Annotated in this window: 31 protein-coding genes; 8 read left to right on the top strand and 23 right to left on the bottom strand. The window is 64.3% G+C overall.

The annotated features are described in order from the left end of the window. Positions 1-53: 53 nt before the first annotated feature. The 4 genes from V474_RS12685 to V474_RS12700 form a co-directional block, all read right to left on the bottom strand. Positions 54-749, bottom strand: a complete 696-nt coding sequence (locus V474_RS12685) for an HPP family protein (protein WP_059151834.1) — start codon at positions 747-749, stop codon at positions 54-56. A 92-nt stretch (positions 750-841) separates the two neighbouring features. After that, positions 842-1,183, bottom strand: coding sequence for a hypothetical protein (locus tag V474_RS12690; RefSeq protein ID WP_059151835.1), 342 nt, complete (start codon positions 1,181-1,183; stop codon positions 842-844). A gap of 206 nt (positions 1,184-1,389) precedes the next feature. After that, the gene (locus tag V474_RS12695; protein ID WP_059151836.1) at positions 1,390-1,968 is read right to left on the bottom strand and encodes a nitroreductase family protein; all 579 of its coding nucleotides are present in this window, start codon (positions 1,966-1,968) and stop codon (positions 1,390-1,392) included. A gap of 111 nt (positions 1,969-2,079) precedes the next feature. Further along, on the bottom strand, positions 2,080-2,778 hold the full coding sequence (locus V474_RS12700) for a pirin family protein (RefSeq protein ID WP_059151837.1): 699 nt from the start codon (positions 2,776-2,778) through the stop codon (positions 2,080-2,082). 124 nt (positions 2,779-2,902) lie between these two features. Between V474_RS12700 and V474_RS12705 the strand changes: the two genes are divergently transcribed. Both V474_RS12705 and ygfZ read left to right on the top strand, forming a co-directional pair. Continuing rightward, positions 2,903-3,817: a LysR family transcriptional regulator gene (locus V474_RS12705; RefSeq protein ID WP_059151838.1), complete on the top strand. Its 915-nt coding sequence runs from the start codon at positions 2,903-2,905 to the stop codon at positions 3,815-3,817. A gap of 31 nt (positions 3,818-3,848) precedes the next feature. Continuing rightward, entirely contained in the window at positions 3,849-4,613 is a 765-nt protein-coding gene (gene ygfZ / locus V474_RS12710) for a CAF17-like 4Fe-4S cluster assembly/insertion protein YgfZ (protein WP_059151839.1), read from the top strand. A gap of 42 nt (positions 4,614-4,655) precedes the next feature. Here the strand turns inward: ygfZ and V474_RS12715 are convergent, their stop codons facing one another. The 4 genes from V474_RS12715 to rplU form a co-directional block, all read right to left on the bottom strand. Further along, entirely contained in the window at positions 4,656-5,225 is a 570-nt protein-coding gene (locus V474_RS12715; protein WP_059151840.1) for a GNAT family N-acetyltransferase, read from the bottom strand. Between the two features lie 200 nt (positions 5,226-5,425). After that, complete coding sequence (locus tag V474_RS12720) at positions 5,426-5,983, bottom strand: GNAT family N-acetyltransferase (protein WP_059151841.1); 558 nt, start codon at positions 5,981-5,983, stop codon at positions 5,426-5,428. 236 nt (positions 5,984-6,219) lie between these two features. Then, on the bottom strand, positions 6,220-6,492 hold the full coding sequence (gene rpmA, locus V474_RS12725) for a 50S ribosomal protein L27 (protein WP_043971617.1): 273 nt from the start codon (positions 6,490-6,492) through the stop codon (positions 6,220-6,222). Between the two features lie 24 nt (positions 6,493-6,516). Beyond that, positions 6,517-6,813, bottom strand: coding sequence for a 50S ribosomal protein L21 (gene rplU / locus V474_RS12730; RefSeq protein WP_007685436.1), 297 nt, complete (start codon positions 6,811-6,813; stop codon positions 6,517-6,519). A gap of 263 nt (positions 6,814-7,076) precedes the next feature. On the opposite strand from rplU, the gene V474_RS12735 reads away from it, so the two are divergent. Then, entirely contained in the window at positions 7,077-7,604 is a 528-nt protein-coding gene (locus V474_RS12735; protein ID WP_059152138.1) for a hypothetical protein, read from the top strand. Between the two features lie 93 nt (positions 7,605-7,697). Here V474_RS12735 and V474_RS12740 read toward each other — a convergent pair whose 3' ends face one another. From V474_RS12740 to coxB, 15 genes are all read right to left on the bottom strand, one after another. Beyond that, positions 7,698-8,129: a hypothetical protein gene (locus V474_RS12740; RefSeq protein ID WP_059151842.1), complete on the bottom strand. Its 432-nt coding sequence runs from the start codon at positions 8,127-8,129 to the stop codon at positions 7,698-7,700. Positions 8,130-8,224: 95 nt separating this feature from the next. Continuing rightward, positions 8,225-8,668 carry a molybdenum cofactor biosynthesis protein MoaE gene (locus V474_RS12745; RefSeq protein WP_059151843.1) on the bottom strand — a complete coding sequence of 148 codons (444 nt, stop codon included), beginning with the start codon at positions 8,666-8,668 and terminating at the stop codon, positions 8,225-8,227. A gap of 1 nt (position 8,669) precedes the next feature. Further along, positions 8,670-8,918 (bottom strand): MoaD/ThiS family protein, encoded by a 249-nt coding sequence (locus V474_RS12750; RefSeq protein ID WP_059151844.1) that lies wholly within the window; start codon positions 8,916-8,918, stop codon positions 8,670-8,672. Between the two features lies 1 nt (position 8,919). Beyond that, a complete protein-coding gene (gene moaA, locus V474_RS12755) occupies positions 8,920-9,939 on the bottom strand; it encodes a GTP 3',8-cyclase MoaA (RefSeq protein WP_059151845.1) in 1,020 nt (339 codons plus the stop codon). Next, positions 9,936-10,283 carry a Rossmann fold domain-containing protein gene (locus V474_RS12760; protein WP_059151846.1) on the bottom strand — a complete coding sequence of 116 codons (348 nt, stop codon included), beginning with the start codon at positions 10,281-10,283 and terminating at the stop codon, positions 9,936-9,938. The genes moaA and V474_RS12760 overlap by 4 nt, the downstream gene beginning before the upstream one ends. A gap of 10 nt (positions 10,284-10,293) precedes the next feature. Continuing rightward, positions 10,294-10,665, bottom strand: a complete 372-nt coding sequence (locus V474_RS12765; protein ID WP_059151847.1) for a dihydroneopterin aldolase — start codon at positions 10,663-10,665, stop codon at positions 10,294-10,296. Between the two features lie 8 nt (positions 10,666-10,673). Next, positions 10,674-11,567 (bottom strand): class I SAM-dependent methyltransferase, encoded by an 894-nt coding sequence (locus V474_RS12770; protein WP_059151848.1) that lies wholly within the window; start codon positions 11,565-11,567, stop codon positions 10,674-10,676. After that, on the bottom strand, positions 11,567-12,970 hold the full coding sequence (gene thrC, locus V474_RS12775) for a threonine synthase (protein ID WP_059151849.1): 1,404 nt from the start codon (positions 12,968-12,970) through the stop codon (positions 11,567-11,569). Before thrC ends, V474_RS12770 begins: the two co-directional genes overlap by 1 nt. A 276-nt stretch (positions 12,971-13,246) precedes the next feature. Then, positions 13,247-13,804: an SURF1 family cytochrome oxidase biogenesis protein gene (locus tag V474_RS12780; protein ID WP_059151850.1), complete on the bottom strand. Its 558-nt coding sequence runs from the start codon at positions 13,802-13,804 to the stop codon at positions 13,247-13,249. 83 nt (positions 13,805-13,887) lie between these two features. Further along, positions 13,888-14,709 (bottom strand): cytochrome c oxidase subunit 3, encoded by an 822-nt coding sequence (locus V474_RS12785; protein WP_059152139.1) that lies wholly within the window; start codon positions 14,707-14,709, stop codon positions 13,888-13,890. Positions 14,710-14,796: 87 nt separating this feature from the next. After that, the gene (locus V474_RS12790; RefSeq protein WP_059151851.1) at positions 14,797-15,408 is read right to left on the bottom strand and encodes a cytochrome c oxidase assembly protein; all 612 of its coding nucleotides are present in this window, start codon (positions 15,406-15,408) and stop codon (positions 14,797-14,799) included. 1 nt (position 15,409) lies between these two features. Then, positions 15,410-15,544 (bottom strand): hypothetical protein, encoded by a 135-nt coding sequence (locus tag V474_RS26815; RefSeq protein WP_269085138.1) that lies wholly within the window; start codon positions 15,542-15,544, stop codon positions 15,410-15,412. Between the two features lie 13 nt (positions 15,545-15,557). Beyond that, on the bottom strand, positions 15,558-16,496 hold the full coding sequence (locus V474_RS12795; RefSeq protein WP_059152140.1) for a heme o synthase: 939 nt from the start codon (positions 16,494-16,496) through the stop codon (positions 15,558-15,560). A gap of 120 nt (positions 16,497-16,616) precedes the next feature. After that, positions 16,617-18,302 (bottom strand): cytochrome c oxidase subunit I, encoded by a 1,686-nt coding sequence (gene ctaD / locus V474_RS12800; RefSeq protein WP_059151852.1) that lies wholly within the window; start codon positions 18,300-18,302, stop codon positions 16,617-16,619. 27 nt (positions 18,303-18,329) lie between these two features. Next, positions 18,330-19,397, bottom strand: a complete 1,068-nt coding sequence (coxB, locus tag V474_RS12805; protein ID WP_059151853.1) for a cytochrome c oxidase subunit II — start codon at positions 19,395-19,397, stop codon at positions 18,330-18,332. A 207-nt stretch (positions 19,398-19,604) separates the two neighbouring features. Between coxB and pyrE the strand changes: the two genes are divergently transcribed. Genes pyrE through V474_RS12830 form a run of 5 tightly spaced genes read left to right on the top strand, consistent with a single transcriptional unit; the run spans position 19,605 to position 23,483 of the window. Then, positions 19,605-20,189 carry an orotate phosphoribosyltransferase gene (pyrE, locus tag V474_RS12810; RefSeq protein ID WP_043971642.1) on the top strand — a complete coding sequence of 195 codons (585 nt, stop codon included), beginning with the start codon at positions 19,605-19,607 and terminating at the stop codon, positions 20,187-20,189. Between the two features lie 52 nt (positions 20,190-20,241). Beyond that, complete coding sequence (locus V474_RS12815) at positions 20,242-20,982, top strand: pyridoxine 5'-phosphate synthase (RefSeq protein ID WP_043971644.1); 741 nt, start codon at positions 20,242-20,244, stop codon at positions 20,980-20,982. Between the two features lie 43 nt (positions 20,983-21,025). Further along, positions 21,026-21,442, top strand: a complete 417-nt coding sequence (acpS, locus tag V474_RS12820; RefSeq protein WP_059151854.1) for a holo-ACP synthase — start codon at positions 21,026-21,028, stop codon at positions 21,440-21,442. A gap of 20 nt (positions 21,443-21,462) precedes the next feature. Beyond that, the gene (lepB, locus tag V474_RS12825; RefSeq protein WP_059151855.1) at positions 21,463-22,389 is read left to right on the top strand and encodes a signal peptidase I; all 927 of its coding nucleotides are present in this window, start codon (positions 21,463-21,465) and stop codon (positions 22,387-22,389) included. Continuing rightward, a complete protein-coding gene (locus tag V474_RS12830; RefSeq protein WP_059151856.1) occupies positions 22,386-23,483 on the top strand; it encodes an AI-2E family transporter in 1,098 nt (365 codons plus the stop codon). The genes lepB and V474_RS12830 overlap by 4 nt, the downstream gene beginning before the upstream one ends. The last annotated feature ends 3 nt before the right edge of the window (positions 23,484-23,486 follow it).

The following is a 23,486-nucleotide window of genomic DNA, read 5'->3' on the forward strand; positions in this document are numbered from 1 at the left end:
CTAAGCCCGTCCGGCTGGGCTTTCAAGGCAGGTTTTCGCGAATATCGGAAGCGTCAGGCAGCCCTGCCCCGCCGCAGCAACGCCTGAACGAAAGCATCGAGGTCGTCGATATCGACGTCGAGCACCTCGTTCCAATCCTCCAGCACGGCGACAATGTCTTCGCGGCTATAGTCCGGCGCGGGGGGCGGTATGTGAACCACGCGCGGCGGTCGGTGCGGCCACGGGTGCCCGGTGAGGTTGTTGTAAAGCCAGCCGAATGCGCACAGCAGCAGCACATTCGCCGTGATCGGCGCCATCCACGTCCAGTCCCAGGGCACCCTCCCGCTCGCCCCCAGCGCACAGAGCAAGGCGCAGGCCCCGCCCGGCGGATGCAGGCAGCGCCCCACCGACATCACCGCGATCGCAACCGCGACAGCCACGCTGCCCGCAATCCACGGGTCCCCCAGCATATGGCCTGCGATCAGCCCGACAGCGGCGGAGAGCAGGTCACCCCCGATCACCGACCAAGGCTGCGACAACGGGCTGGCCGGAACGCAGAACACCAGCACCGCCGATGCTCCCAGCGGCGCGACTAGGAACGGCAGCGCATCGCTGCCCCCGCCTGGCATAAGGCCCAGGACCAGCCACGTTGCGATCCCGGCCAGCGCGATCCCGGCGCCTGCACCTACCGCGCCGCGCGCCCAGCCAAGGTGGCCGATGGCGTGGGCGCGCCAGTCCTGCCGAGACGGCGATACGAGGGGTTGCGACATGGCCGGGGCTCTTCTTTCAGGGTGCCGCCCTATGACCGATAGCGCGCGCCGTGGCGAGCCAAGGCTTGGCTTGCCCGCCGATAGCCCGGCTTTCAGAACTTCACCTTGCCCCCGATCATCAGGCGATTGCTCACCGCGCCGCCCGGCATCCCCACCGCCTCGGCATGGATATCGACGCTTACGCCCCCGCCCAGGTCCATCGCAGCGCGCGGCAGGCCCTCCTCCACAACATAAGTATTGGGAAGCGGGCGCACGCGCTGTTTCTCAGGGTCCGGGGCGCAGACGACGATCTCGCCCGCGCGGCCTGCCGGACAGCGGGGTTTGACCGCCCTCAGGTCCACATTGCCATCACCGGCCGGAAGGCGGGCCAGATCGAAAACCTGCGCCTGCTCGGCGGCGGGCGGCGGGGCAGGCGGCAGGTCGGCAAAGGGCATGGTCGGCCTCGCGGTGGTGTCAGCGCGGCATCAGGCCATTCAATAAAGGCGGTTTCGTGACCGGATATGCGTCAAAAACGCACTGTCATCCGGGACTCGATTTTCGACGACGAAAGAAAACGGCCCGGTCCGCTCATAAGAGCAGACCGGGCCGAGAGCGCCCGCAGCTTGAGGGGGGATGCACCGGGCGCCCGAACTCTACCGCATCAGGCGAACTTGCCGGCCTTGGCGATTTCGACGACCGGCTTGCGGTTGCTGACGACTTCGCGCTCCTGAAGGAACTCGGGCAGCGAGGACTTGTCGCCCTGCTTGCCGATCACGAAAGCCGCTTCCAGACGGTGGTCGGCGGGGATGCCCAACGCGGCTTCCGCCTCACCGAACTTCAGGCCGGTCATGCCGTGGGTGTGATAGCCCAGCGCCTGCGCCTGAAGCGCGGCCAGAACCCAGGCAGCACCGGCATCGAAGCTGTGGCTGTGGTTATCGGAATTGCCCTTTTCCGAACGCATGTACTTGTCCGAGACGATGTACACGATCGCCGAGGCTTCCTTGGCCCAGCCCTTGTTGAAGTCGATTAGCTGGTCGAGCAGCAGCTCCCAGTTGGCATCGCCCTTCCTGGCGTAAAGGAAGGTCCAGGGCTGTACGTTGTACGCCGAGGGCGCCCAGCCGGCCGCTTCGAAGATCGCGTCGAGGTCTTCCTGGGGCATCTCGCTGCCGTCGAAGGCGCGGGGGCTCCAGCGATCGACGATGAGCTTCTCGATCTTGGGGTTGGCAATGCGTCCGGTCATCGAAAACTGTCCTTGTTTGCAAATGAGAGAATAGGTTTGCGCAAGCAGGAAGGTGGCCGTGCCCCCATGAATTTGAACTCATGGGCTTTCGAATCACCTTCCCGCGCTATGTCAGGCTGCGTCCACGAGCACCAGTTCGGCATCCTCAAGTGCGGTCACCGAAATGGTATCGAGGCCGGTGATTGCCACACCGTCGCGGGCGTTGGCTTCCACGTCGCCCACCTTTATCCGCCCGGTGGCTGGAACGAGGTAGGAATGGCGGCCTGCTTCGGTTTCATACGTCACCGTTTCGCCGGCCTTGACCGTGGCCGCCAGAACGCGGGCCTCGGCGTTGATCGGCAATGCGTCCTCGTCCCCGGCGATGCCGCTGGCCAAAGTCACGAAGCGGCCGGTGCGGTCACCCTTGGGGAAAGGGCGCGCGCCCCAGCCGGGCTTTTCGCCGCGGCGGTCGGGCATGATCCAGATCTGGAACAGCGTGGTGTCCTCGTCCTCCAGATTGAATTCGGAGTGCTGGACGCCGGTGCCCGCGCTCATCACCTGAACATCGCCGGCGCCGGTGCGGCCTGTGTTGCCCATCGAATCGCGGTGAGTGATCGCGCCGGTGCGCACGTAAGTAATGATTTCCATGTCGTGGTGCGGGTGCGGCGGAAAGCCGGACTTCGCGGCGATGGTATCGTCGTTCCACACGCGCAGGCGGCCCCAGTTGGTACGGGCCGGATCGTGGTAATCGGCAAAAGAGAAGTGATGATGCGCATCGAGCCAGCCATGGTTGGCGGCGCCGAGAGTGTCGAAGGGGCGCAGTTCGATCATGGGGGTACGCCTTTCTTGCGAAGAAGGTTGAAGGCCGCTTTCGGCCTGGATTGCCCCCTATCTAGGCCTTGTCAGGCAATCGCATAATTGCGATAAAATCGACTGAATTATTCGGAAAAGTTGAATGGTTGAACTCGTCCCGCCCAGCCTCGATCATTTGCGCTGCTTCCTTGCCGTGGTGGAGGAAGGCAGCTTCAACGCCGCCGCGCGCAAGCTGGGCCGCGCGATCTCGGTGGTCAGCTACGCCATTGCCCAGCTTGAGGCGCAGCTCGACGTACGCCTGTTCGACCGTGAAGGCTCACGCCGCCCCACCCTGACGGAGGAAGGCCGCGCCCTGTTGTCCGAGGCTCACGCAATCTCGGACGATGTCGACGCCCTGCTCGCCAAGGTCCGCAGCCTGCGTCAGGGGCTGGAGGCGGAACTGTCGCTGGCGGTGGACGTGATGGTGCCCGGCAATGTGCTGGCCCGCCTGCTTCGCGATTTTCAGGCGCGGTTCCCGACGGTGCCGCTGCGCCTCCACGTCGAGGCGCTCGGCGCGGTGGCGGCGCTGGCGCTGGAAGGCCGCGCAACGCTGGCCATCGCCGGACCGGACATTCTAGACCTGCCGGAGATCGAGCGCGAGACCATCGGCACGGTGGAACTGGTTGCCGTGGCGGCGCCGGATCACCCCCTCGCCAGAGCCGGACGAATCGCCCCCGGCGAAGCGCGAAAGCACCTCCAACTCGTCCTTACCGACCGCTCACCACTGACCGAGGGGCGCGATTTCTCCGTGTTCAGCGCGCGTTCGTGGCGGCTGGCCGACCTTGGCGCCAAGCATGCGCTGCTCAAGGAAGGGATCGGCTGGGGCTCGATGCCGCGCCATGTCGTGAAGGACGATCTGGCATCGGGCGCGCTGCTCGAACTGTACCTGCCCGAGCGCCCAGTGATCGATTACGCCCTCGTCGCCCTGTGGCGCAAGGACACCCCGCCCGGCCCGGCGGCGCTATGGGTGCTGGACGAATTGCGCGACCGGCTGGCGAAGTGTCCTTCGGGGTCTTGAGCATGGCTGCGATTCGCCCCACTTAGGGGCCATGACCGCAACCCGCCTGTTTGACCGCGCCCTGATCCGGCTTTCCCCGCGTACTGATTCGGAAGGGGCCGAGTCGGACGAAGACGTCGTCGATTTCCTGCAAGGGCTGGTCACTTCCGACGTCGCCAAGGCGCTGCCCGTCTGGGCCGGGCTGCTGACCCCGCAGGGCAAGGCGCTGTTCGACTTCATCGTCTGGCCTGCCGGTCGCGGACTGCTGCTCGACTGCGAGGCGGAGGCCGCCGACGCGCTGGTAAAGCGCCTGTCTATGTACCGCCTCCGCAAGGCGATCGACATCGTCCGTGATGACCACTCCGCCGTCCACTGGCGCCCCCATACCGGCGACGGCGCCGCACTCGACCCGCGGCTTCACGCGCTGGGCGAACGCTGGATCGCCGCTGTCGATCCCACCGACCCCGAGGACGCGGAAACCGGCGCCGACACGGCATGGCGCGCGCACCGCCTGTCGCTGGGCGTGATGGAAGGCCGCGCCGAACTGGGGGACGCCGAAACGCTCTGGCTCGAATGCAATGCGGCCGAGTTGAACGGCGTCAGCTTCACCAAGGGCTGCTACGTCGGGCAGGAAAACACCGCCCGCATGAACTGGCGCGCGAAAGTGAACCGCCGCCTCGTGGTAGTCCCACTGGACCGTTCCGACGAAAAGCGGCGGCGGGCCGCCTATCCAGACCTCGGCCTTGCAGTCGACCACCTGAGGGTGGAAGACCTCGCTGCGGATATCACGCCGGTGTGGATGGCTGCACAGGCCTGACGCGCAGACAGCCCACCCGGCAATGACGAGGCAGCAGCGGCCTTAGGCCGCAGTCTGCGCGATCATTGCCGAGCCAGACATGTCCATCCGGGGGCTGGCGCGCCTCTCCAGGTCCGCCGTGTAGATATGCACTGCGACTTCCATTGCCCGTCCGGCACTGTAGCGCGAGCGCACTTGCCCAGTATCGCGGAAGCCTGCATTTTCGAGCACGCTTTGGGTTCCCACGCAATCGGCGAAGTGACTGGCGACAAGCCGCCGGTAGCCCAATGCCCGCGCCTGGGCGATCATCGCCCGCAGCGCCTCGCCTGCAAACCCGCGTCCGCGCTGGCCCGGTACGATCCAGCAGCCCACCTCCACATCACCCTCGTAACGACCAAGGCCGATCCCGCCGACAAGCTGCGGTCCACCCGGCGCGCGCAGGTACATGAAGAAATTTGGCAGACGCGGATCGCCCGGCCCTTCTATGTAAGCCTTAATGCCCTCGATCGTACTGGGCAGCGGCGCTACCCCCAGATTGCGTTGGATGTCCTCGTCCAGAAGCGCCTCGACTATGTCGTCAAGGTCTTCGGGCCAGGCAGGCCTCAGAAACAGTCTCTCCGTGCGGACGAACATTCGATGGTTCTCCGTCATTTTGCGTACAGCGATAATGCCTGCATGTTTCAGCGAATGCACTACGTTTTCTGCACTTCACATGGGGGAAGATACCAAATTTCTGACAATGATGGATTAACGCCCCATTAGAACAGCATTACGGCGAAACCCTGAAGGTCGTTCTCATGGGCGAATCTTACAATAATCTGCGAATCGCCCTTTCAGGCGGCCTGAAGGCCCACCATGGCATCGTCGTCGCAGTAGCCGGGCGAATCGAAGCGCACTTCGTATTCGCGCGTAGGGCTGGCGAAGCCGCGCCCTTTGCTGAACCGCTCGATCACACGGCCAGTGCGCCGGAAGCCCGCCTTTTCGAGCACCCGGCCCGAAGCCGCGTTGTCGATGTAATGGCTGGCGACCACGCGCCGGTGGCCCAGCGCATGGGCAATGCGCAGAACCGCGCCCGCAGCCTCGCTGGCATAACCCCGCCCCCATTCGCGCTGCGCGATCCAGTAGCCAAGGTTGACCTCGCCATCGAGCAGCGACAAGCCGCAGCCGCCGATCAGCCGCGCGCCATCCGCGCCTGGTGCGGTGATAAGGAAGCGCGGCAGCAGGTGGTCCTGCGGCATCGCGATGAAGCTGTGCGCATCCTCGGCCGTATAGGGCCAGGGCGCATTGGCAAGGTTGCGCACGACCGTCTCGTCGCCGAGCAGGGCCAGCAGCTCTTCCCAGTCCTCGGCCCAGCCGGGACGCAGGAACAGCCGTTCACTGCGAATGAACATATCGTCTCTCCATCCGCCCCGCCGGCCGCCTAGCAGCCGGGCGTGACAATGCGATTACGCGAATATCGCGTAACGGGGAGCGCCCCCGGACCGGCTGAAACCGGGCGGAAACACAGGTTGCGGGAGGGAGAAACGAAAAAAGGGAGACGGGCTTTATGGCCCTCTCCCTCTAATGCCACGCTCAGGAAGCGTGGCGGGGCCATCCCGTCAGGATGGCCCGTATATCGACCATCCGATTATTCGGCGGCTTCCGCCATCACGGCGTCAACCGAGACGTATTTGCGTCCCTGCTTGCCGCCATGGAAGCGCACGCGGCCTTCGGCCGTCGCGAACAAGGTGTGATCCTTGCCGATGCCGACGTTCACGCCCGGATATACGCGGGTGCCGCGCTGGCGAATGATGATGTTGCCGCCGATCACTTCCTGACCGCCGAACTTCTTTACGCCGAGACGGCGGCCAGCGGAGTCGCGACCGTTACGCGACGAACCGCCTGCTTTCTTATGTGCCATTTCTGGTCCTTCCGAAAATCTGGATCAGCCGACGGACACGATGCGCAGCAGCGTCAGCTGCTGGCGGTGGCCGTTCTTGCGACGGTAGTTGTGACGGCGGCGCTTCTTGAACACCACGACCTTCTCGCTCTTGGCCTGCGCGATGATCTCGGCAGCGACCGTAAGGTTCGCAATGTCCGCGACCTCGCCGTCCTTGCCGGCAAGAAGAATGTCACCCAGGGTGATCTTGTCGCCGGCTTCTCCAGCCAGCTTCTCAACCGCGATCTTGTCTCCGGCGGCAACCCGGTATTGCTTGCCGCCCGTGCGCACAACTGCGAACATGGTGCCCTTACCTAATATCAAATGCCCGAAACGAGCCGAAACAGAACTTGCCCCGGCGCTCTGGTTCCCGGGGGAACCTCGAGCCTTTCGGGCGACGCGCCGACCATCCCACTTGGCGCGGGGTGCCGGAAAGAGCGCTGCCGTTAGGGGATGCACCGATTCGTGTCAACCTGATTGCAGCAGCTGGCAGGATGATCCCGCAGCCGAACAAGGTCTCCACGAAAGACACTCCCGCTATGGCGCGGCCATGCTATGGCAGCATCATGACCCGCGCGAAAGCCCGTTACCTCGCCATCCTGCTCCCTTTCGGCATGGCTGCCTGTTCCACCTCCGGCGCCTACCCCTCGCTCGCCCAGCGCGATGTCGAGCGTGTCAGCGGCTCGGGCACGCCCGCAGCCGCTGATGAAGCCGCGCCTGTCCCCGCGCTGCCCCCACCCAGCGCCGATCTCGTCACGAGGCTAGCGGGGCTGGTGAAAGTCGCGCAGGCAGCCGATCGGCAGTTCCAGTCGAATCGCTCCGCCGCCACGCGCGCGGTCGCAGCCGCCGGCGGTGTCGGCACCGATTCGTGGAGCACGGCCAGCGTTGCCCTCGCCAAGCTCGAGTCGAGTCGCTCCAGCGGTATGGGGGCGCTGGCCGATCTCGATACGCTCTATGCCGATGCGCGCGACACCGCCCCGCTCGACGAATCGCCCAGCACTCTGGCGATCACCTCGGCACGGTCTGAAGTCGCCGCCTTGCTCGATGCGCAGGACAAGGTCATCGCCGATCTTTCGGGACGCCTAAGGGGCTGAGTGGACGCGAAAAGCCCCTCCCCCTTGCGAGGGTGGGACTCTTCGAACATTCTGCATGCACCGCCTGAAAGCCCCCGGCGCGGATGGGACATTTCAGGCGAAGGCGACGATGACGGCGACCGCAAGACCCCAGCCCAGGATCAGCACGGGCAGCGTGAGCACCTGAACCGCCGCTTCGCGGGCAGTGAGCCTTCCGCTCAGAGTATCGATACCGCGCGCGGCGAACTGGCTCCAGCTTAGCGGGGCGGTATCATTGTGAGGCTGCATCTTCGTCCAGAGGCCAGCCAGCCCGAAGGCCATCAGCACGAAGCCCGCGAAAATAACCGCCGGAATGCCCAGTTCCGGGTTCATGAACACCGTGATCATCACACCGATGAACGCGAGGTACAGCCCCACTGTCCCCACATAGAGCCGGGTCGGCAGTCCGAAGTTACGATCAACCCGTGTGCGTGCCCGCCCCGCCAGACCGGGGACAACGGCAACGGCGAGGGTCCGAATTTCTTGCTGGGTAAGGCGCTGAGACATTATGCTGATCTCCTTGAGAGATCAGCTTCTGCGCCTGTCCGGCAAATGATTCTTTGATTCGCGTCAAATGCGGCGAATTTTGATCAAAGGCGACGTTAGCGCCAGCGGCCGATATCCTCGAAATCCTGCGCGCGCGGTTCGATCCAGCGCCATTCGCCGCCGACTTTCTCGCGCTTCCAGAACCACGATTCGCTCTTGAGGTGGTCCATCGCGAAGTCGGCGGCGGCAAAGGCATCGCGGCGGTGCCTTGCAGCCGCAGCGACGAGGACGATCGGCTCGCGCGGGACCAGCACGCCGCTACGGTGGATCACCAGCAGCCCGTCCAGCTGCCAACGCACGCGCACCCGCGCAGCAAGGCCCTCCATCGCGGGAAGGGTCAACGGATCATAATGCCTGAGTTCCAGCGCCTCGATGCCGCCCCCTTCCCGCACCTGCCCAAGGAAGCTGACGATCCCGCCAGCCATCGGCAGCGCGGCGGTGAACGCGCGCAATTCCTCCGCCGGATCGAACGACGAAGTCAGCAGACGGACATCGGACATGTCAGCCGCCCGATACTGGCGGGAGGAAGGCGATCTCGTCACCGTCATTCACGGTAATGGCGTATTTATCGGCAACCAGGGCGCCGTTCAGCGCGACCTTGACCTTCTCGGAGCCTACAGCCCCGGCCAGCTCAGAGCCGAGATGCTCCACCAGACCCGGCCAATCCAGCGGCGAGTCGGGGGAGATATCCGCGAAACCGTACCCGGCCTGCTCCTCGAGCCGGCCCAGGAACACCAGCTTTACCTTCATGTCAGCCCCCAGTCATCGACATGTGACGCGTCAGCGCCGGAGCGCCGCCCGGCGCATCGATGGCAAAGCTGTGCCGCGCAGGCTTGATCTTCATGGCAAGGTCCAGAGCATCGGTAAGCGCGGCGCCGGGATCATCCGAACGCAGCGCCGCGCGCAAATCGACCTGCTCGTTCCCGCCGAGGCAGGCGTAAAGTTGTCCGGTGGCGGTCACGCGGATGCGGTTACAGCCCTCGCAGAAGTTGTTCGTCAGCGGCGTGATCAGACCAAGGCGCCCCCCGGTTTCCGCCACGTCCCAATAGCGCGCCGGGCCACCAGTACGGTGCCCGCTGGGAGTGAGCGTCCAGCGCCGGGCCAGATCGTCCTGCACCGCCACCAGAGGCAGGTAATGGTCGAAACGGTCTTCCTCCACCTCGCCGAGCGGCATGACCTCGATTAGCGTCGCGTCGAAGCCCTGCCCGTGCGCCCAGGCGATGATGTCTGCGATCTCGTATTCGTTCACGCCCTTCAGCGCGACGGTGTTGAGCTTCACCCTAAGGCCCGCCGCCTTCGCCGCCGCCAGCCCTTCGAGCACTTGCGGCAGGGAATCGCGGCGGGTGAGACGGGCGAAGGTGTCCCGGTCCAGCGTATCGAGCGAGACATTGATACGCCGCACACCCGCGCGGTAGAGATCATCGGCAAATTCAGGGAGTTGGGTGCCGTTGGTCGTTAGGGTCAATTCCTCAAGGTGGCCGTGCCCGTCATCCGCTGCGATCCTGCGGCCGATCGCGTAGACCAGATCGATCATGTCGCGCCGCACCAGCGGTTCGCCGCCGGTCAGCCGAATCTTCGTGATGCCGCGTGCGATGAAGCCGAGTGCGAGATCATGCATCTCATCCAGGCTCAGCACGTCCTTCCGGGGGAGGAAGGTCATGCGCTCGGGCATGCAATAGGCGCAGCGCAAATCGCACCGGTCGGTAACCGACAGGCGCAGGTAGGTGATCCTGCGCTGGAATTGATCGACGAGGGGCGACAGAGTGCTCATTGCGCCGGATATAGCACTCCGAACGCGCCGTTGCCATCAAGCGATAGTATCTGTCCGGTAACGCCGCCTGCTCCGGCAAGCCAGCGTTGTGCAGCGCCAATGGCGTCGGCCTCGTCGCTCTCCACCGCGTTGAGACGCGAGGGCGCGAAACGACGGGCCAGTCCCTGCACGGCGGCAAGGCGCCAGGCGCGGTGATTGCTGCCTGCGGGAAGAAACACCAGCGTGAGCGGATCGGCGCCGCCCAGTAAGGTCATCTCGATCGCGGGAAGCAGCCGCGCGTGGAAATCGGCGGCGGCCGCAAGCGCATCTTCGGCGAGCGGCCCGAGATGCAGCAGTTCGCTCACCGCCAGTTCCTCACCGGCGATCCCGCGTCAGTGTCATGCCGATCAACTCGCCATTTTCGCTGAGCGCCAGCTTGACGATCTTTACTGTGACGGACTCGATCCGCTCGTCCTGCACGAACAGCGTCTCGCAGACGTGATCGGCCACGGCCTCTATCAACTTGAAGTGAACCCCGGCCGGCAACCCTTCGGAGGCCGCGAACTTCAGATCCATGTAGTTCTTGCTGGCCGTCAGCGGCGTGTCGGGGGCGTAGTGGTCCGCAGGCTTGAGCCGCACCGAAATGGTGAAGCGCAGCGGCTGTGGCTTGCCTGTTTCCTCCGAATAGATGCCGGTGAGGACGTCCTGTTCGAAGTCGGCAATTTCAAGAATCAGCGAATCGGCCATGGCGCGGTTTACTCAGGATTCGACCAGCGCGCGAAGATCGCGGTGGGAAGCAGTCTGCCGCTCTCGTCCTCGCGCACGGCAAGGTCACCGTGTTCGATGGTGCCGGGCAAGTCTGCGAAAAGTTCGGCCATCAGCCCGGCCAGCGCCAGCGACGACATGCGCACCGCATAGACGGTGAGGAACAGGAAGCGGCTGTCACCGTCGAGCAGGCGGCGGCAGTCGGCCAGCAGGTCCGGGAGGTTCTCCTCCAGACGCCATGTCTCGCCGGTAGGGCCGCGCCCGAACTTGGGCGGATCAAGAATGATGCCATCGTAGCGCTTCTCACGGCGAACCTCGCGCGCGGTGAACTTGGCGGCATCGTCGATCAGCCAGCGCACCGGGCGGTCGTCCAGACCGGCCAGGGCAGCGTTCTCACGCGCCTGTGCCACCGACTTCTTCGAGGCGTCCACATGCGTCACCGGGCCATGCGCCGAAAGCGCAAGGCTACCGACACCGGTGTAGCCGAACAGGTTCAGCGTGCTGGCGTCATCCTTGCCAGCCAGCATGGCGCGCATCCAGTCCCACACCGGGGCCATGTCCGGGAAGAAGCCGAGGTGGCGGAACGGCGTGCACTGCGCGGTGAAGGAAACTTCGTTCCACGCCAGCGGCCAGCCGTCGCGGGGCACTGCCTTGTCGAACTGCCAGCGGCCGCCGCCGTCCTCGTCGGAACCGGGCACGAACTCGCCATGCGCTTCCCACTCGGTTTCGGCAAGGCGCGGGGACCACATCGCCTGCGGCTCGGGCCGGACGAAACGATAAGGGCCGTAGCGCTCCAGCTTGCGGCCGTGGCCCGAATCGACGAGGCCATAGTCCGCCCAACCCTCACCCGTGAGGATCTGCGGCTGAGAGAGCAGCTGCGCCATCAGACCTTCGGGCTGGCGAGTTCGGCAACGAACTCCGCCACCGCCTCGAACGTGCCGGGAAGCGTGCTGCACTTTTCTTCGCGCTCGAACAGGTCGCCGACGCGGGCGGGCAGGCTCGGGCGGTGGCCGGTGGCGCGCTCTACCGCCTCGGGGAACTTGGCCGGATGCGCGGTCGCCAGCGTGACGACCGGAATGCTGGCCTCGACCCCTGCCGTGCGGGCAGCGAACAGGCCGCAGGCGGTGTGCGGATCGATCAGCTCACCGCAGCTTTCCCAAGCCCAGGCGATGGTCGATGCCATTTCATCGGCATCGGCGCGGGCGGACTGGAACAGCCCCGATGCGCCTTCGCGCTGGGCATTGGTGAGCTGCATCGAACGGGTCGATTCGAAGTCTGCCATCTGCTCCGCCAGGGCAAGGCCGTCACGGCCACCAAGGTCGAACAGCAGCCGCTCGAAGTTGGACGAAACCTGGATGTCCATCGAAGGCGCGGCGGTGGGCGTGACCGTCCCCTGCGAATAATCGCCGTCCGACAGCGCGCGGTGGAGGATATCGTTGACGTTGGTTGCCACGATCAGCTTCTCGATCGGCAGGCCCATCTGCGCGGCAACATAACCGGCGAAAACGTCGCCGAAGTTGCCCGTTGGCACTGAGAACGCCACCTTGCGATGCGGCGCGCCCAGCTGAAGCCCGGCGGCGAAGTAGTAGACCACCTGCGCCATCAGACGCGCCCAGTTGATCGAGTTCACCGCGCCGATGGCGAAGCGGTCGGTCATGCCCTTGTCGTTGAACACGCGCTTCACGATCGCCTGCGCGTCGTCGAAGTTCGCATTCTCAAGCGCGATGTTGTGCACGTTTGGCGCCAGCACCGTGGTCATCTGGCGGCGCTGCACGTCGGACACGCGGCCCTTGGGGTGCAGCATGAAGATGTCGACCTTGGCGCGGCCCGCAACGGCGTCGATCGCCGCGGAACCGGTATCGCCCGAAGTCGCGCCGACGATCGTCAGGTTGCCCTCGGAACGACCAAGGAATTCCTCGAACAGCAGACCCAGAAGCTGCAGCGCCACGTCCTTGAACGCCAGTGTCGGGCCATGGAACAGCTCCAGCACCCATTGCTGCTCGTCAAGCTGCTTGAGCGGGGTGACGGCCTTGTGCGCAAAGCGGCCGTAAGCCTGCGTGGTCAGCTCCAGCAGGCGCTCTTCGCTGAGGCTGCCGGCGACGAAAGGCGCCATGACCTTTGCGGCCAGCTCTGCATAAGGCAGGCCTGCCATGGCCTCGATCTCATCCGCCGAGAAGCGTGGCCATTCGCGCGGCACGTAAAGGCCGCCGTCCGATGCGAGCCCGGCGAGCGTCGCGCCTTCGAAGTCGAGCGCCGGTGCGCTGCCGCGGGTGCTGATGTAGTCCATGGGTTAGCGCGGTTAGCGATGGCCGGGGAAGAATGCAATCGAGGCGTAGGGAAGAAGTAGACCGGGGGCCATCGCCCCAGCCCCTTTACTGTCGTCGCAGAGCATGCAGGGGCGTTTTGTGCGCATCGTAGCGGCGCTGGACAAGGTGCGCCTGGCACCTGGGGGTGCTTGCCGTCGGAGGCCATGAATGGCTCCGCGCTTACCGTGGGCACGCAAACGAGACTGCACCCATGACCTCGACGTTCCGGGGGGATTGGGCGAGGAGCCCAGATCTTCCTACTTCCGCTTCTTCAACGCCAGAAAGTAGATCACCAAAGCCGTCCCCGCAAAAAGGAACCACTGATACGCATAGGACAGGTGGTTGTTCGGCAGTTCAGCCGGATCGGGCACCGCGTTGGCCTCCAACCCTTCAAGCGGGGGATCGGCTACCAGACGCGGTCCGGGCGCGATCACGCCGGTTACCGTGCCGCCCTTCCAGTTAGGCGTCACCAGCGGCTGTAGCGACCAGCCCAACACGACGAGCGCCTGTCCGCCGCCCGGAAGTGTGCAGCGAACCGTCTGCGCAACGCCCGACTGGTCTGCGGTGTTACGCCCGGCAATGCTGCTGCGCTCACCTGTTCCCACACACTCGAGGCGCGCGCGGCGGTAGAGCAGGTCTTCCCCCACTCCCGCACTGGTCCACTCGACAAGTGAGGGATTGCCCCTTGCGGCGGTATAATGCGCCAGCAACGCCTCTTTCTGGTGCAGACGGCGCAGCTGCCAGAAGCCGAGCGCCATCATGAGCGCCACGGCAGCGAGAACGATGATGGTGGCGATAATCGGAATGCGGCGCATTCGGGGTTCCTGCGCTGAAGATGCGAAAAGGGCAGCCGAAGCGTTCTGCGGCTGCCCTTTTCGTCAGGTGCGGGGTCGATGCATCAGTGCGTCGGGTAACCCCAGCCGCCCCAGATGTAGACGGCTACGAAAAGGAACAGCCACACCACGTCGACGAAGTGCCAGTACCATGCAGCCGCTTCAAAACCGAAGTGCTGACGCGGTGTGAAATCGCCATTGTAGGTGCGCTTCAGGCAGACGATCAGCATGATCGTGCCGACGATCACGTGGAAGCCGTGGAAGCCGGTGGCCATGTAGAAGGCCGAGCCGTACGTGTTCCCACCGAAGCCGAACGGTGCGTGGATGTACTCGTAAGCCTGGATGAACGAAAAGAACACGCCCAGCAGGATCGTGGCCCATAGGCCCTTTTTGAGGCCGTCGCGGTCACCGTGGATCAGCGAGTGGTGCGCCCAGGTTACCGTGGTGCCCGAGCACAGCAGGATCAGGGTGTTGAGCAGCGGCAGCGCGAAGGGGTCCATAACCGCTTCAATCGCCTTGGGCGGCCACTGTCCGCCGATCGATTCCGCCAGTTCCGAAGGGAATAGCGAGAAGTCGAAGAAGGCCCAGAACCAGCCGACGAAGAACATCACTTCGGAAGCGATGAACAGGATCATGCCGTAGCGCTGGTGCAACTGCACCACCGGCGTGTGATCGCCGGCATGGGCTTCATGGATGATCTTGGAGAACCACATGAACATCGAGGCGAGCAGGATCGCCATGCCGGCCCAGGGCACGAACATGCCGCCGGGCATCTCGTGCATGAACAGGACCATGCCGGTAGTGAACGTGAAGGCGCCCACGGTGGTGGCGAGCGGCGCGATGTCCGGCGGAAGGATATGGTAATCGTGGTTCTTCGTGCCTGCCATGGTACCTTCGTCCCCGTTCATCCAATCTGTCAGCCGTTTGCGCAGCGCTTTGAGCGAATTATTACGCAAACGGTTCCCGTGCCGGCCTTAACCGCCTGCTTGGGTTCGGTCCAGTGTCTTTGCATCGGCGCCAGAGTTGTCCTGAACCGAAGTGACATGGAAAGTGTAGCTCAGGGTTATCTGCTGGACGTCCTTGTTGTCCGGATCGTCCAGGATCGCCGGATCGATGTAGTAGAGCACCGGCATACGCACTTCCTCACCGGGCTTCAGCGTCTGTTCGGTGAAGCAGAAGCACTGGATCTTGTTGAAGTAGCGCGCCGCCTGTTCAGGCTCGACATTGAAGCTGGCGGTACCGGTCACCGTCTTGTCGGAGGTGTTCTTGGCCCAGAACAGTGCCATGTCACGCGCGCCGATCGAGACGGTGTCGGTGCGCTGAAGCGGCTTGAACTGCCAAGGCATGTTGCGTTCCACATTGGCGTCGAAGCGGATCGAGATGGTACGCCCGCTGTCCTTGACGGTGGCGGCCTGCGCCTCGTCGACGCGCTGGGTAGTGCCGCCGTAGCCGGTCGCCTGGCAGAACATCCGGTATAGCGGCACCGAGGCATAGCCCAGCCCCAGCATGGCGAGCGCCGCCGACAGCGCCGTCAGCGCAGTCTTGCGATTGCTACGGCGCGGCGTGGGGGGAGCGCTTGCCACCATGTCAGCCCATCTTGGCGATCGAGATGAAGAAGATAAGGACCACGAAAGCGCCCAGGCTAAGCGCCAGTACGCGGTTACGGCCGCGGCGGATCTGGTCGACGCTCTGGGGGACATGCTGTTTGGGCGTTTTAGACATCGTCTGGTTCCGATCAGAGGGGGATGAAGCGGTCGACAACAAGCGCCGCAAACAACGCGAAGAGGTAGAGGATCGAATAGGCGAACATCTGCTTTTCCGGCTTCATCGTATCGTCCGGGCCCGTGCGTTCACGCAGGCCAACGCGAATCGCGAAGCCAAGGAAAATGCTCGAAAGGGCGAGCGCCGAGACGCCGTAGATCGCCCCGGCATGCTCGTCACCCGGTAGCCACCACGGCAACACACTGAGCGGCAGCAGCAGTATCGAGTAAACAAGGATCTGGCGGCGGGTCGATCGTTCGCCCGCGACCACCGGCATCATCGGAATTCCGACCTTGGCATAATCGGTCTTCACATAGAGCGCGAGCGCCCAGAAATGGGGCGGGGTCCACATGAAGATGATGGCGAAGAGCACCAACGGCATAGCCGAGATGTGGCCGGTTGCCGCGACCCAGCCGATCAACGGCGGGAACGCGCCAGCACCGCCACCAATAACGATGTTCTGCGGCGTACGCGGCTTAAGCCAGATCGTGTAGACGACTGCATAGTAGACTATCGAGATCGCCAGGATCGCGGCGGCGAGCCAGCTGATCGCGACGCCCATCAGGAACACCGAAGCTGCGCACAGCACGCCGGCGAAATCGCGCGCGGTGGTGCGATCAAGCCGCCCTTGGGGAAGCGGGCGCTGCGCGGTGCGCTTCATGCCGGCATCGATATCGGCCTCCCACCACTGGTTGAGTGCAGCGGCGCCGCCCGCGCCCATGGCGATGCACAGGATGGCGGTGAAACCGAGGACCGGGTGAATGTGCTGGGGCGCGGCAAGCAAACCGCACAGGCCGGTGAAGATGACCAGGCTCATCACCCGCGGCTTGGTCAGCGCGATAAGATCCCGCCAATCGGCCGGGAGCGGCGGGTTGGCGGTTGCGGCCGCTGGGGTGGGACTCGTCATTGTCATTTCGTCATACACCTGCCGGCACCCTAAAAGCGAGGGGCCTGAATGCAAACGATCCAGGGCAACTCGCATCGAGGCCCTGGATCATTTCTTCGCAGCTCGGCTCGTGGGAGCCGGGCGGGATCAGTGGTGAGCCGTTTCGCCGATCACGGGAAGCGTCTCGAACTGGTGGAAAGGCGGCGGGCTGGGAAGCGTCCACTCAAGCGTGGTCGCGCCTTCGCCCCAGTAGTTGTCTTCCGCCTTCTTGCCCGCGACGTAGGCGTAGATGATGTTGACGAACCACACGACCAAGCTGCTCGCCATGACCATGTAGCCGATCGTCGCGATGTGGTTCCAGTACTCGTATGCCTCGGCGTAATCCGGGTAACGGCGCGGCATGCCCTGCAGGCCCAGGAAGTGCATCGGGAAGAAGATCATGTTCACGCCGATGAAGAAGATCACGAAGTGGACATGCGCCAGGAATTCCGAGTGCATCTTGCCGCTCATCTTCGGGAACCAGTAGTAGAACCCGGCGAAGAGCGCGGTTACCGCACCCAGGGACAGCACGTAGTGGAAGTGCGCCACGACATAGTACGTGTCGTGCATCACGTCATCCACGCCGCCGTTCGCCAGCACAACGCCGGTGACGCCGCCCACGGTGAACAGGAAGATGAAGCCCAGCGCCCAGACCATCGGCGATTTGAACTCGACCGAACCGCCCCACATCGTGGCTATCCACGAAAAGATCTTGATGCCGGTGGGCACCGCGATGACCATGGTGGCGGCGGTGAAATACATCTTGGTGTTCACCGACAGGCCGGTTGCATACATGTGGTGCGCCCACACGATGAAGCCAACGACGCCGATAGCGACCATGGCGTAGGCCATGCCGAGGTAGCCAAACACCGGCTTCTTCGAGAAGGTCGAGACGATCTGCGAGATGATGCCGAAGCCGGGCAGAATCATGATGTAGACTTCGGGGTGGCCGAAGAACCAGAACAGGTGCTGGTACAGGATCGGATCGCCGCCGCCCGAAGCGTCGAAGAAGGTCGTGCCGAAGTTGCGGTCGGTCAGCAGCATGGTGATCGCGGCGGCCAGAACCGGCAGCGAAAGCAGCAGCAGGAACGCGGTGACCAGCATCGACCAGACAAACAGCGGCATCTTGTGGATGGTCATGCCAGGCGCGCGCATGTTGAGAATGGTGGTGATGAAGTTGATCGCGCCCATGATCGAGCCTGCACCGGCAAGGTGCAGCGCGAAGATACCGAAATCGACGGCGGGCCCGGGCGAACCGCTGGTCGACAGCGGGGCATAGACGGTCCAGCCGGTGCCAGCGCCGTTACCCGTGCCGCCCGGCACGAACGGCGACACCATCAGCGACAGGAAGCCGGCCACCGTCATCCAGAACGAGATGTTGTTCATGCGCGGGAAGGCCATGTCCGGCGCGCCGATCATGAGCGGCACGAACCAGTTGCCAAAGCCGCCGATCATCGCCGGCATGACCATGAAGAACACCATGATCAGACCGTGCGCAGTGATCAGGACGTTCCAGGTATGCAGCGTCGTGTTGAAGTCGGGGTTCACCGCGCCAAACCAACGGGCGAAGGTATCGAGATACTGGATGCCCGGATGGGCAAGCTCGACGCGCATCATGCCCGAGAAGGCACCGCCCACGATCCCCGCGATGATCGCGAAGATCAGGTACATCGTACCGATGTCCTTGTGGTTGGTGGACATGAACCAGCGGGCGAAGAACGCCGGCTTGTGTTCATGATCGTGATGCCCGTGTTCTTCCGAGTGAGCCTGGAAGTGGTCAGCGGTGGTTGCCATGGTCTGGACCCTGTCCTGAATTTTCTATTATTCGGCTTCGGCGGTTGCGTCGGCGGCGGGAGCCGCTTCGGACGCGTCCGCTGCCGGGGCGGGCACCGCAGCAGCGGCTGCCGGCTTCTTCTTGCCGGTGTCGATCTCGGCACCGGCGTGGGTCAGGACCCAGGCATTGTATTTGTCGCGCGGCAGGGCCTCGACGGCGATCGGCATGTACCCATGCTTCGCACCGCACAGTTCCGAGCACTGGCCATAATAGACGCCCGGCTTTTCGACCACGAGGACCTTCTCGTTGATGCGGCCAGGCACGGCGTCCAGCTTGAACCACAGTGAAGGCACGGCGAACGAGTGGATCACGTCGGCTGCGGTAATCTGGAGACGGATGGGTTCACCCACCGGCACGACCATGCGGTTGTCGACTTCGAGGTGCGAGGGGCCGTCCCAAGGCTTGGAGCCGACTTCGCGCACGCCATTGTTGATGGTCGGCGCGCCGGGGACGTTCAGCATGTTCGAGATAACCTCGAAGTCGCCGTTGTCCGGGTAGCCGTAGGTCCAGAACCACTGGTTGCCGGTGACCTTGATGGTCAGCGCGCCTTCGGGGGCGGGCTTGTACTGCTTGGCGATCAGGTCGATCGAGGGGACCGCGATGCCGATCAGGATCAGCACCGGAACCAGCGTCCACACGACTTCGAGGATCGTGTTATGGCTGGTCTTCGAGGCGACCGGGTTGCGGCGGCGGTTGAACCGCACCGCGATGACCGCCAGCAGAATCAGCACCAGCACGCAGATGGCGGTGATGATCGGCATCAGGATGATGTTGTGGATCCACTCACCATATTCGCCGGTCTTGGAGAACTGGGTCTGCAGCCCGTAGGCGCCGTCGATCGGCATGCCGATGCCTTCGACCGGCTTCATCGGGGTGTAGCTGCCCGCACCGGAAGCCATGGCGGCTCCCTGCGCGGCGCCGGTGGCGATGGCGGACGGCGCAGCGGGCGCATCCTGCGCAAAAGCGGGAACAACGGCGGTCAGGGCAGCGACGGCGGATATCCCGAGGGCTCCGATCGTCTGCCCCAGGCCATGAGAAATTTTGCCGAATGCCATGGTTTTTTGCGCTTCCACTTCCTTCGAACGCGCGATCCGGCTTGCCCCGTCCCACGCGCACCCCTGTTATGGAGGCGTTCGCCCCCTTTGGGCCGGGCTATACGCGCGCTTGCCGCGTGTCTCAAGCGCCTCTAGGGGAATTTTTGACGCAAGGCGCAGTGTAACTGTGCCAGATCAATGAAAATCGCACCAAGGGTAACGTCCGTAATGCTCGAAGAAGAGGTCCTCGCCGAGTTCCGTGCCAGCAAGGCTTTGCTGGAAGGTCACTTCCTGCTTTCCTCCGGCCGTCATAGCGCACACTATCTGCAATGCGCGCGAGTACTGATGAATCCCGACCGCGCAGCAAGGCTTGCCGTGGCAATTGCCGCCAAGCTGCCGCACGACATCCGCAGGCAGATCGCCAAAGTCGTCTCCCCGGCAATGGGCGGCGTCATCATCGGCCAGGAGATGGGCCGTGCGCTTCAGGTCGACGCGATGTTCGTCGAGCGCCCCACCGGCACTTTCGAACTGCGCCGCGGTTTCTCGCTGGAACCGGGCGACAAGGTGCTGATGGTGGAAGACGTGGTGACCACGGGCCTCTCCAGCCGCGAAGCCATCAAGGCGATCGAGGAAGCTGGCGGCGTGGTCATCGCCGCGGCCTCGCTGGTTGACCGTTCGGCCGGGTCGGTGGACCTTGGCGTGCCGTTCTTCCCGCTCGTCGCGCTCAACTTCCCGACGTATGCGCCGGACGAACTGCCGCCCGAACTCGCTTCCAGCCCGGCTATCAAGCCCGGCAGCCGGGCACAGGCCTGATCCTTCCTTCGCCGCGCTCAGGATGAGCGGACCCCAAGTTCAGGATGAACGGATGAACGTGCACAACCCTTCGCGGCTTCGCCTCGGCGTCAACATCGACCACGTCGCGACGATCCGAAACGCGCGCGGCGGGATGCATCCCGATCCCGCGCGCGCCGCGCAGATCGTGGCGCAGGCGGGCGGCGACGGCATCACCGTGCACCTGCGCGAAGATCGTCGTCACATCCGCGACGAAGACCTGTTCCGGGTGTTCGAGGCGACCGGCCTGCCCATCAATCTGGAAATGGCCGCGACCGATGAAATGCTGGAGATCGCGCTGCGCCACGCGCCGCACGCCGCCTGCATCGTTCCCGAACGGCGCGAGGAGCGCACGACGGAAGGCGGCCTCGACGCCGCCGGCCAGCACAACCGCCTCGCCCCCATCGTCGCCCGGCTGACCGACGCCGGCATCCGCGTCAGCCTGTTCATCGCCCCCGAGCCGCGCCAGATCGAAGCGGCGATGAAGCTGGGCGCGCCGGTGGTTGAATTCCACACCGGCGAATATGCCCATGCCGAAGGCGAACAGGTCCAGCTCGAACTGCGCCGGATCGTCGACATGGCCGCGCTTGCCGCAAAGAATGGCATCGAGCCGCATGCCGGGCATGGCCTGACTTACGACAATGTTCAGCCCATCGCGGCGATTCCGCAACTGGCGGAACTCAACATCGGACACTACCTCATCGGCGAGGCGATCTTCTGCGGGCTGGACGTCAGCGTGAAGAAGATGCGCGCGCTGATGGACGAGGTGCGGTGATGGAAAAGACGGCGGTGGAAGCTCCGGCAACGGCAGGCGCGGCATGATCATCGGGCTCGGTTCTGACTTGTGCAACATCGAGCGAATCCAGAATTCGCTCGACCGCTTCGGCGACCGGTTCCTCAGTCGCGTCTTCACCGAGGTCGAGCGTGCCAAGGCAGCCCGCCGCCCGCACACCATAGCCGGCACGCTTGCCAAGCGCTTCGCCGCCAAGGAGGCCTTCTCCAAGGCGGTTGGAACCGGCTTCAAGGCCGGCGTGTTCATGAAGGACATCGGCGTCGTCAACGCAAAGTCCGGTGCGCCTACCCTGGAGCTTACCGGCGGTGCGAAGAAACGGCTCGATTCGTTGATTCCCGAGGGCCACGAAGCCGTGGTTCACCTGACGCTCACCGACGACCACCCATGGGCACAGGCCTTCGTCATCATCGAAGCCCGTCCGGTTACCCCGATCAGCGCCTGAAGCCGAGTTCCTCCGCGACCATGACCAACCAGACCGCCCTTCCCGGCAGCAAAACCCTGATCCCGCCGGCTGAAGAAAAGAAGCCGACAGCGCCAGCCACTAATTGGGTGCAGGAACTGCGCGGCCTGGCTTTCATGTTGCTGGGGGTGCTCGCGTTCCATTCGTTCATCGCCAAGCCGTTCTACATCCCGTCGATCTCGATGATGCCAGGACTGCTCGTGGGCGACCGGCTGGTGGTATCGAAGTACCCCTATGGCTGGAACTGGTCGTCGCTCAGCTTTCACCTGCTACCGCGCGCGCCATGGCGGATCCTGGGGCAGACCCCGCAATACGGCGATGTCGTCATCGTCGTGCCGGGCAACCGCAAGGCGGACCTCATCAAGCGCGTGGTCGCCCTGCCGGGGGACCGGATTGCCGTGATCGACGGGCGCATCCGCCTAAACGGCAAATTCATCGAGCGCGAGATCGAACCGCCAGTACAGATCGCAGCCGATGACAAGCTCACCTGCGAAGGCCAGGAGCCCGGCCATTGCTATGATGGTTTCGGCCAGTACCGCACCCGCCTGCCCAGCGGCCGCGAGGTTTACGAATTGCCGACCTACCGTGAAACCCTGCCCAACGGCGCGAGTTATCAGGTGATCGACTATATCGACCAGGACCTCGACAATTATGCGGAGATCACCGTGCCCGAAGACCATGTCTTCCTGATGGGCGATGACCGTGACCGTTCGGCCGACAGCCGCGCGCCGTTTTATGTCAACAGCCGGGGCGAGCCTGACGGCGGCCTGGGTGGTCCTGTTCCGCTGTCGAACATCGGCGGGCGGGCGGAATTCATCACTTTCTCTCTCGACGGCACCCAAGGCTGGAATCCGCTGACCTGGTGGAGCGCCATGCGCGATGGCCGTGCCTTCACCAGCCTGCGCCCCCGCATCGACGCGGCCAAGTGACGGCGGCCGAAACCGAAGCCGAAGAGCTCTCGCCCCGCCGCGCCGGGCCGACCGACATTGCAGATCCGCTGATCCGGCATGAGGCCCGCAAGGCGTTCGTGTGGATAGGCATGGTGGCGCTGTTTGCGTTGGGCGTGTTCCTTTCGCAATCGTTGCTGGTTATCTTCGGCGGCGTCGTCTTCGCCGCGCTGATCGACGGCGGTGCGCGGATGATCGGTCGGGTGCTGCCGATCGGGCGGGGATGGCGCGTCGCGATGGTGCTGATGGCATCGCTGCTATTCCTGTTCTGGCTCGGCCGCTTCGCTGGAAGTCAAATCACGCAGCAGGCTGCAGAACTGCCCGACACCATCGAAAGCCAGTTCCACCGCGGCCTCGCCTGGCTGCAGCAGCACGGCATGGAAGTGCGGGTGCGCGACGTGCGCTCGATCGCGCAGGAGGCCATGGGCGGGATCAGCCAGGTCACCGCCGTGCTGGGCGGCCTGTTCGGCGCCCTCACCACCCTGTTTCTGATTCTGGTGCTGGGCATCTACATGGCGATGGAGCCGCGCCTCTACCGCCGGGGAGTGGGCTGGATGCTGCCCGTCGACCGGCGCGTCCATTTCGAGGCGACCGCACAGGTCATGGGCAGCGCTCTGCGCCGCCTGCTGCTGGGCCGCGTCATCGGCATGACCGTTGAGGGCCTGTTCACCTGGTGCATGCTGCAGTTCTACGGCGTGCCAATGGCAGCGTTGCTGGGCCTCATCACCGCCCTGCTGGCGTTCCTGCCCAACATCGGCGCGCCTATCTCGGGCGCGATCATGGTCATGGTAGGCTTCTCGGTCAGCGCCGAGATGGGAATCTACACGATCTTCGTCTACGTGCTGATCCACCTGATCGATGGCTACCTGATCGTCCCTTACATCGCGCGCAAGACGGTGGACCTGCCGCCTGCGCTGGTGCTGGCGGCGCAGCTCATCATGGGCGTGCTGTTCGGTCTGCTTGGTCTTGCCCTTGCCGATCCGCTGGTGGCGATGATCAAAATCTGGCTTGAGCGCGAAGCGGCACGCAACGGCGGTGAACCGGCAGACAAGCTGGCGAATCTGGAGCATTCCTGAAGC

The organism is Novosphingobium barchaimii LL02 (assembly GCF_001046635.1).
Lineage (GTDB): Bacteria > Pseudomonadota > Alphaproteobacteria > Sphingomonadales > Sphingomonadaceae > Novosphingobium > Novosphingobium barchaimii.

Bases quoted from the DNA above. Each gene is read 5' to 3' on its own strand.
- V474_RS12765 (WP_059151847.1), bottom strand. From the start codon at position 10,665: ATGGCCGATTCGCTGATTCTTGAAATTGCCGACTTCGAACAGGACGTC.
- V474_RS12770 (WP_059151848.1), bottom strand. From the start codon at position 11,567: ATGGCGCAGCTGCTCTCTCAGCCGCAGATCCTCACGGGTGAGGGTTGG.
- V474_RS12790 (WP_059151851.1), bottom strand. From the start codon at position 15,408: ATGGTGGCAAGCGCTCCCCCCACGCCGCGCCGTAGCAATCGCAAGACT.
- V474_RS12735 (WP_059152138.1), top strand. From the start codon at position 7,077: ATGACCCGCGCGAAAGCCCGTTACCTCGCCATCCTGCTCCCTTTCGGC.
- V474_RS12695 (WP_059151836.1), bottom strand. From the start codon at position 1,968: ATGACCGGACGCATTGCCAACCCCAAGATCGAGAAGCTCATCGTCGAT.
- ctaD (WP_059151852.1), bottom strand. From the start codon at position 18,302: ATGGCAACCACCGCTGACCACTTCCAGGCTCACTCGGAAGAACACGGG.
- rpmA (WP_043971617.1), bottom strand. From the start codon at position 6,492: ATGGCACATAAGAAAGCAGGCGGTTCGTCGCGTAACGGTCGCGACTCC.
- V474_RS12685 (WP_059151834.1), bottom strand. From the start codon at position 749: ATGTCGCAACCCCTCGTATCGCCGTCTCGGCAGGACTGGCGCGCCCAC.
- V474_RS12720 (WP_059151841.1), bottom strand. From the start codon at position 5,983: ATGTTCATTCGCAGTGAACGGCTGTTCCTGCGTCCCGGCTGGGCCGAG.
- V474_RS26815 (WP_269085138.1), bottom strand. From the start codon at position 15,544: ATGTCTAAAACGCCCAAACAGCATGTCCCCCAGAGCGTCGACCAGATC.
- V474_RS12785 (WP_059152139.1), bottom strand. From the start codon at position 14,709: ATGGCAGGCACGAAGAACCACGATTACCATATCCTTCCGCCGGACATC.
- acpS (WP_059151854.1), top strand. From the start codon at position 21,026: ATGATCATCGGGCTCGGTTCTGACTTGTGCAACATCGAGCGAATCCAG.
- V474_RS12745 (WP_059151843.1), bottom strand. From the start codon at position 8,668: ATGTCCGATGTCCGTCTGCTGACTTCGTCGTTCGATCCGGCGGAGGAA.
- ygfZ (WP_059151839.1), top strand. From the start codon at position 3,849: ATGACCGCAACCCGCCTGTTTGACCGCGCCCTGATCCGGCTTTCCCCG.
- V474_RS12795 (WP_059152140.1), bottom strand. From the start codon at position 16,496: ATGACAATGACGAGTCCCACCCCAGCGGCCGCAACCGCCAACCCGCCG.
- pyrE (WP_043971642.1), top strand. From the start codon at position 19,605: ATGCTCGAAGAAGAGGTCCTCGCCGAGTTCCGTGCCAGCAAGGCTTTG.
- V474_RS12740 (WP_059151842.1), bottom strand. From the start codon at position 8,129: ATGTCTCAGCGCCTTACCCAGCAAGAAATTCGGACCCTCGCCGTTGCC.
- V474_RS12705 (WP_059151838.1), top strand. From the start codon at position 2,903: ATGGTTGAACTCGTCCCGCCCAGCCTCGATCATTTGCGCTGCTTCCTT.
- V474_RS12715 (WP_059151840.1), bottom strand. From the start codon at position 5,225: ATGTTCGTCCGCACGGAGAGACTGTTTCTGAGGCCTGCCTGGCCCGAA.
- thrC (WP_059151849.1), bottom strand. From the start codon at position 12,970: ATGGACTACATCAGCACCCGCGGCAGCGCACCGGCGCTCGACTTCGAA.
- V474_RS12815 (WP_043971644.1), top strand. From the start codon at position 20,242: ATGAACGTGCACAACCCTTCGCGGCTTCGCCTCGGCGTCAACATCGAC.
- V474_RS12690 (WP_059151835.1), bottom strand. From the start codon at position 1,183: ATGCCCTTTGCCGACCTGCCGCCTGCCCCGCCGCCCGCCGCCGAGCAG.
- moaA (WP_059151845.1), bottom strand. From the start codon at position 9,939: ATGAGCACTCTGTCGCCCCTCGTCGATCAATTCCAGCGCAGGATCACC.
- V474_RS12780 (WP_059151850.1), bottom strand. From the start codon at position 13,804: ATGCGCCGCATTCCGATTATCGCCACCATCATCGTTCTCGCTGCCGTG.
- rplU (WP_007685436.1), bottom strand. From the start codon at position 6,813: ATGTTCGCAGTTGTGCGCACGGGCGGCAAGCAATACCGGGTTGCCGCC.
- V474_RS12750 (WP_059151844.1), bottom strand. From the start codon at position 8,918: ATGAAGGTAAAGCTGGTGTTCCTGGGCCGGCTCGAGGAGCAGGCCGGG.
- V474_RS12700 (WP_059151837.1), bottom strand. From the start codon at position 2,778: ATGATCGAACTGCGCCCCTTCGACACTCTCGGCGCCGCCAACCATGGC.
- coxB (WP_059151853.1), bottom strand. From the start codon at position 19,397: ATGGCATTCGGCAAAATTTCTCATGGCCTGGGGCAGACGATCGGAGCC.
- lepB (WP_059151855.1), top strand. From the start codon at position 21,463: ATGACCAACCAGACCGCCCTTCCCGGCAGCAAAACCCTGATCCCGCCG.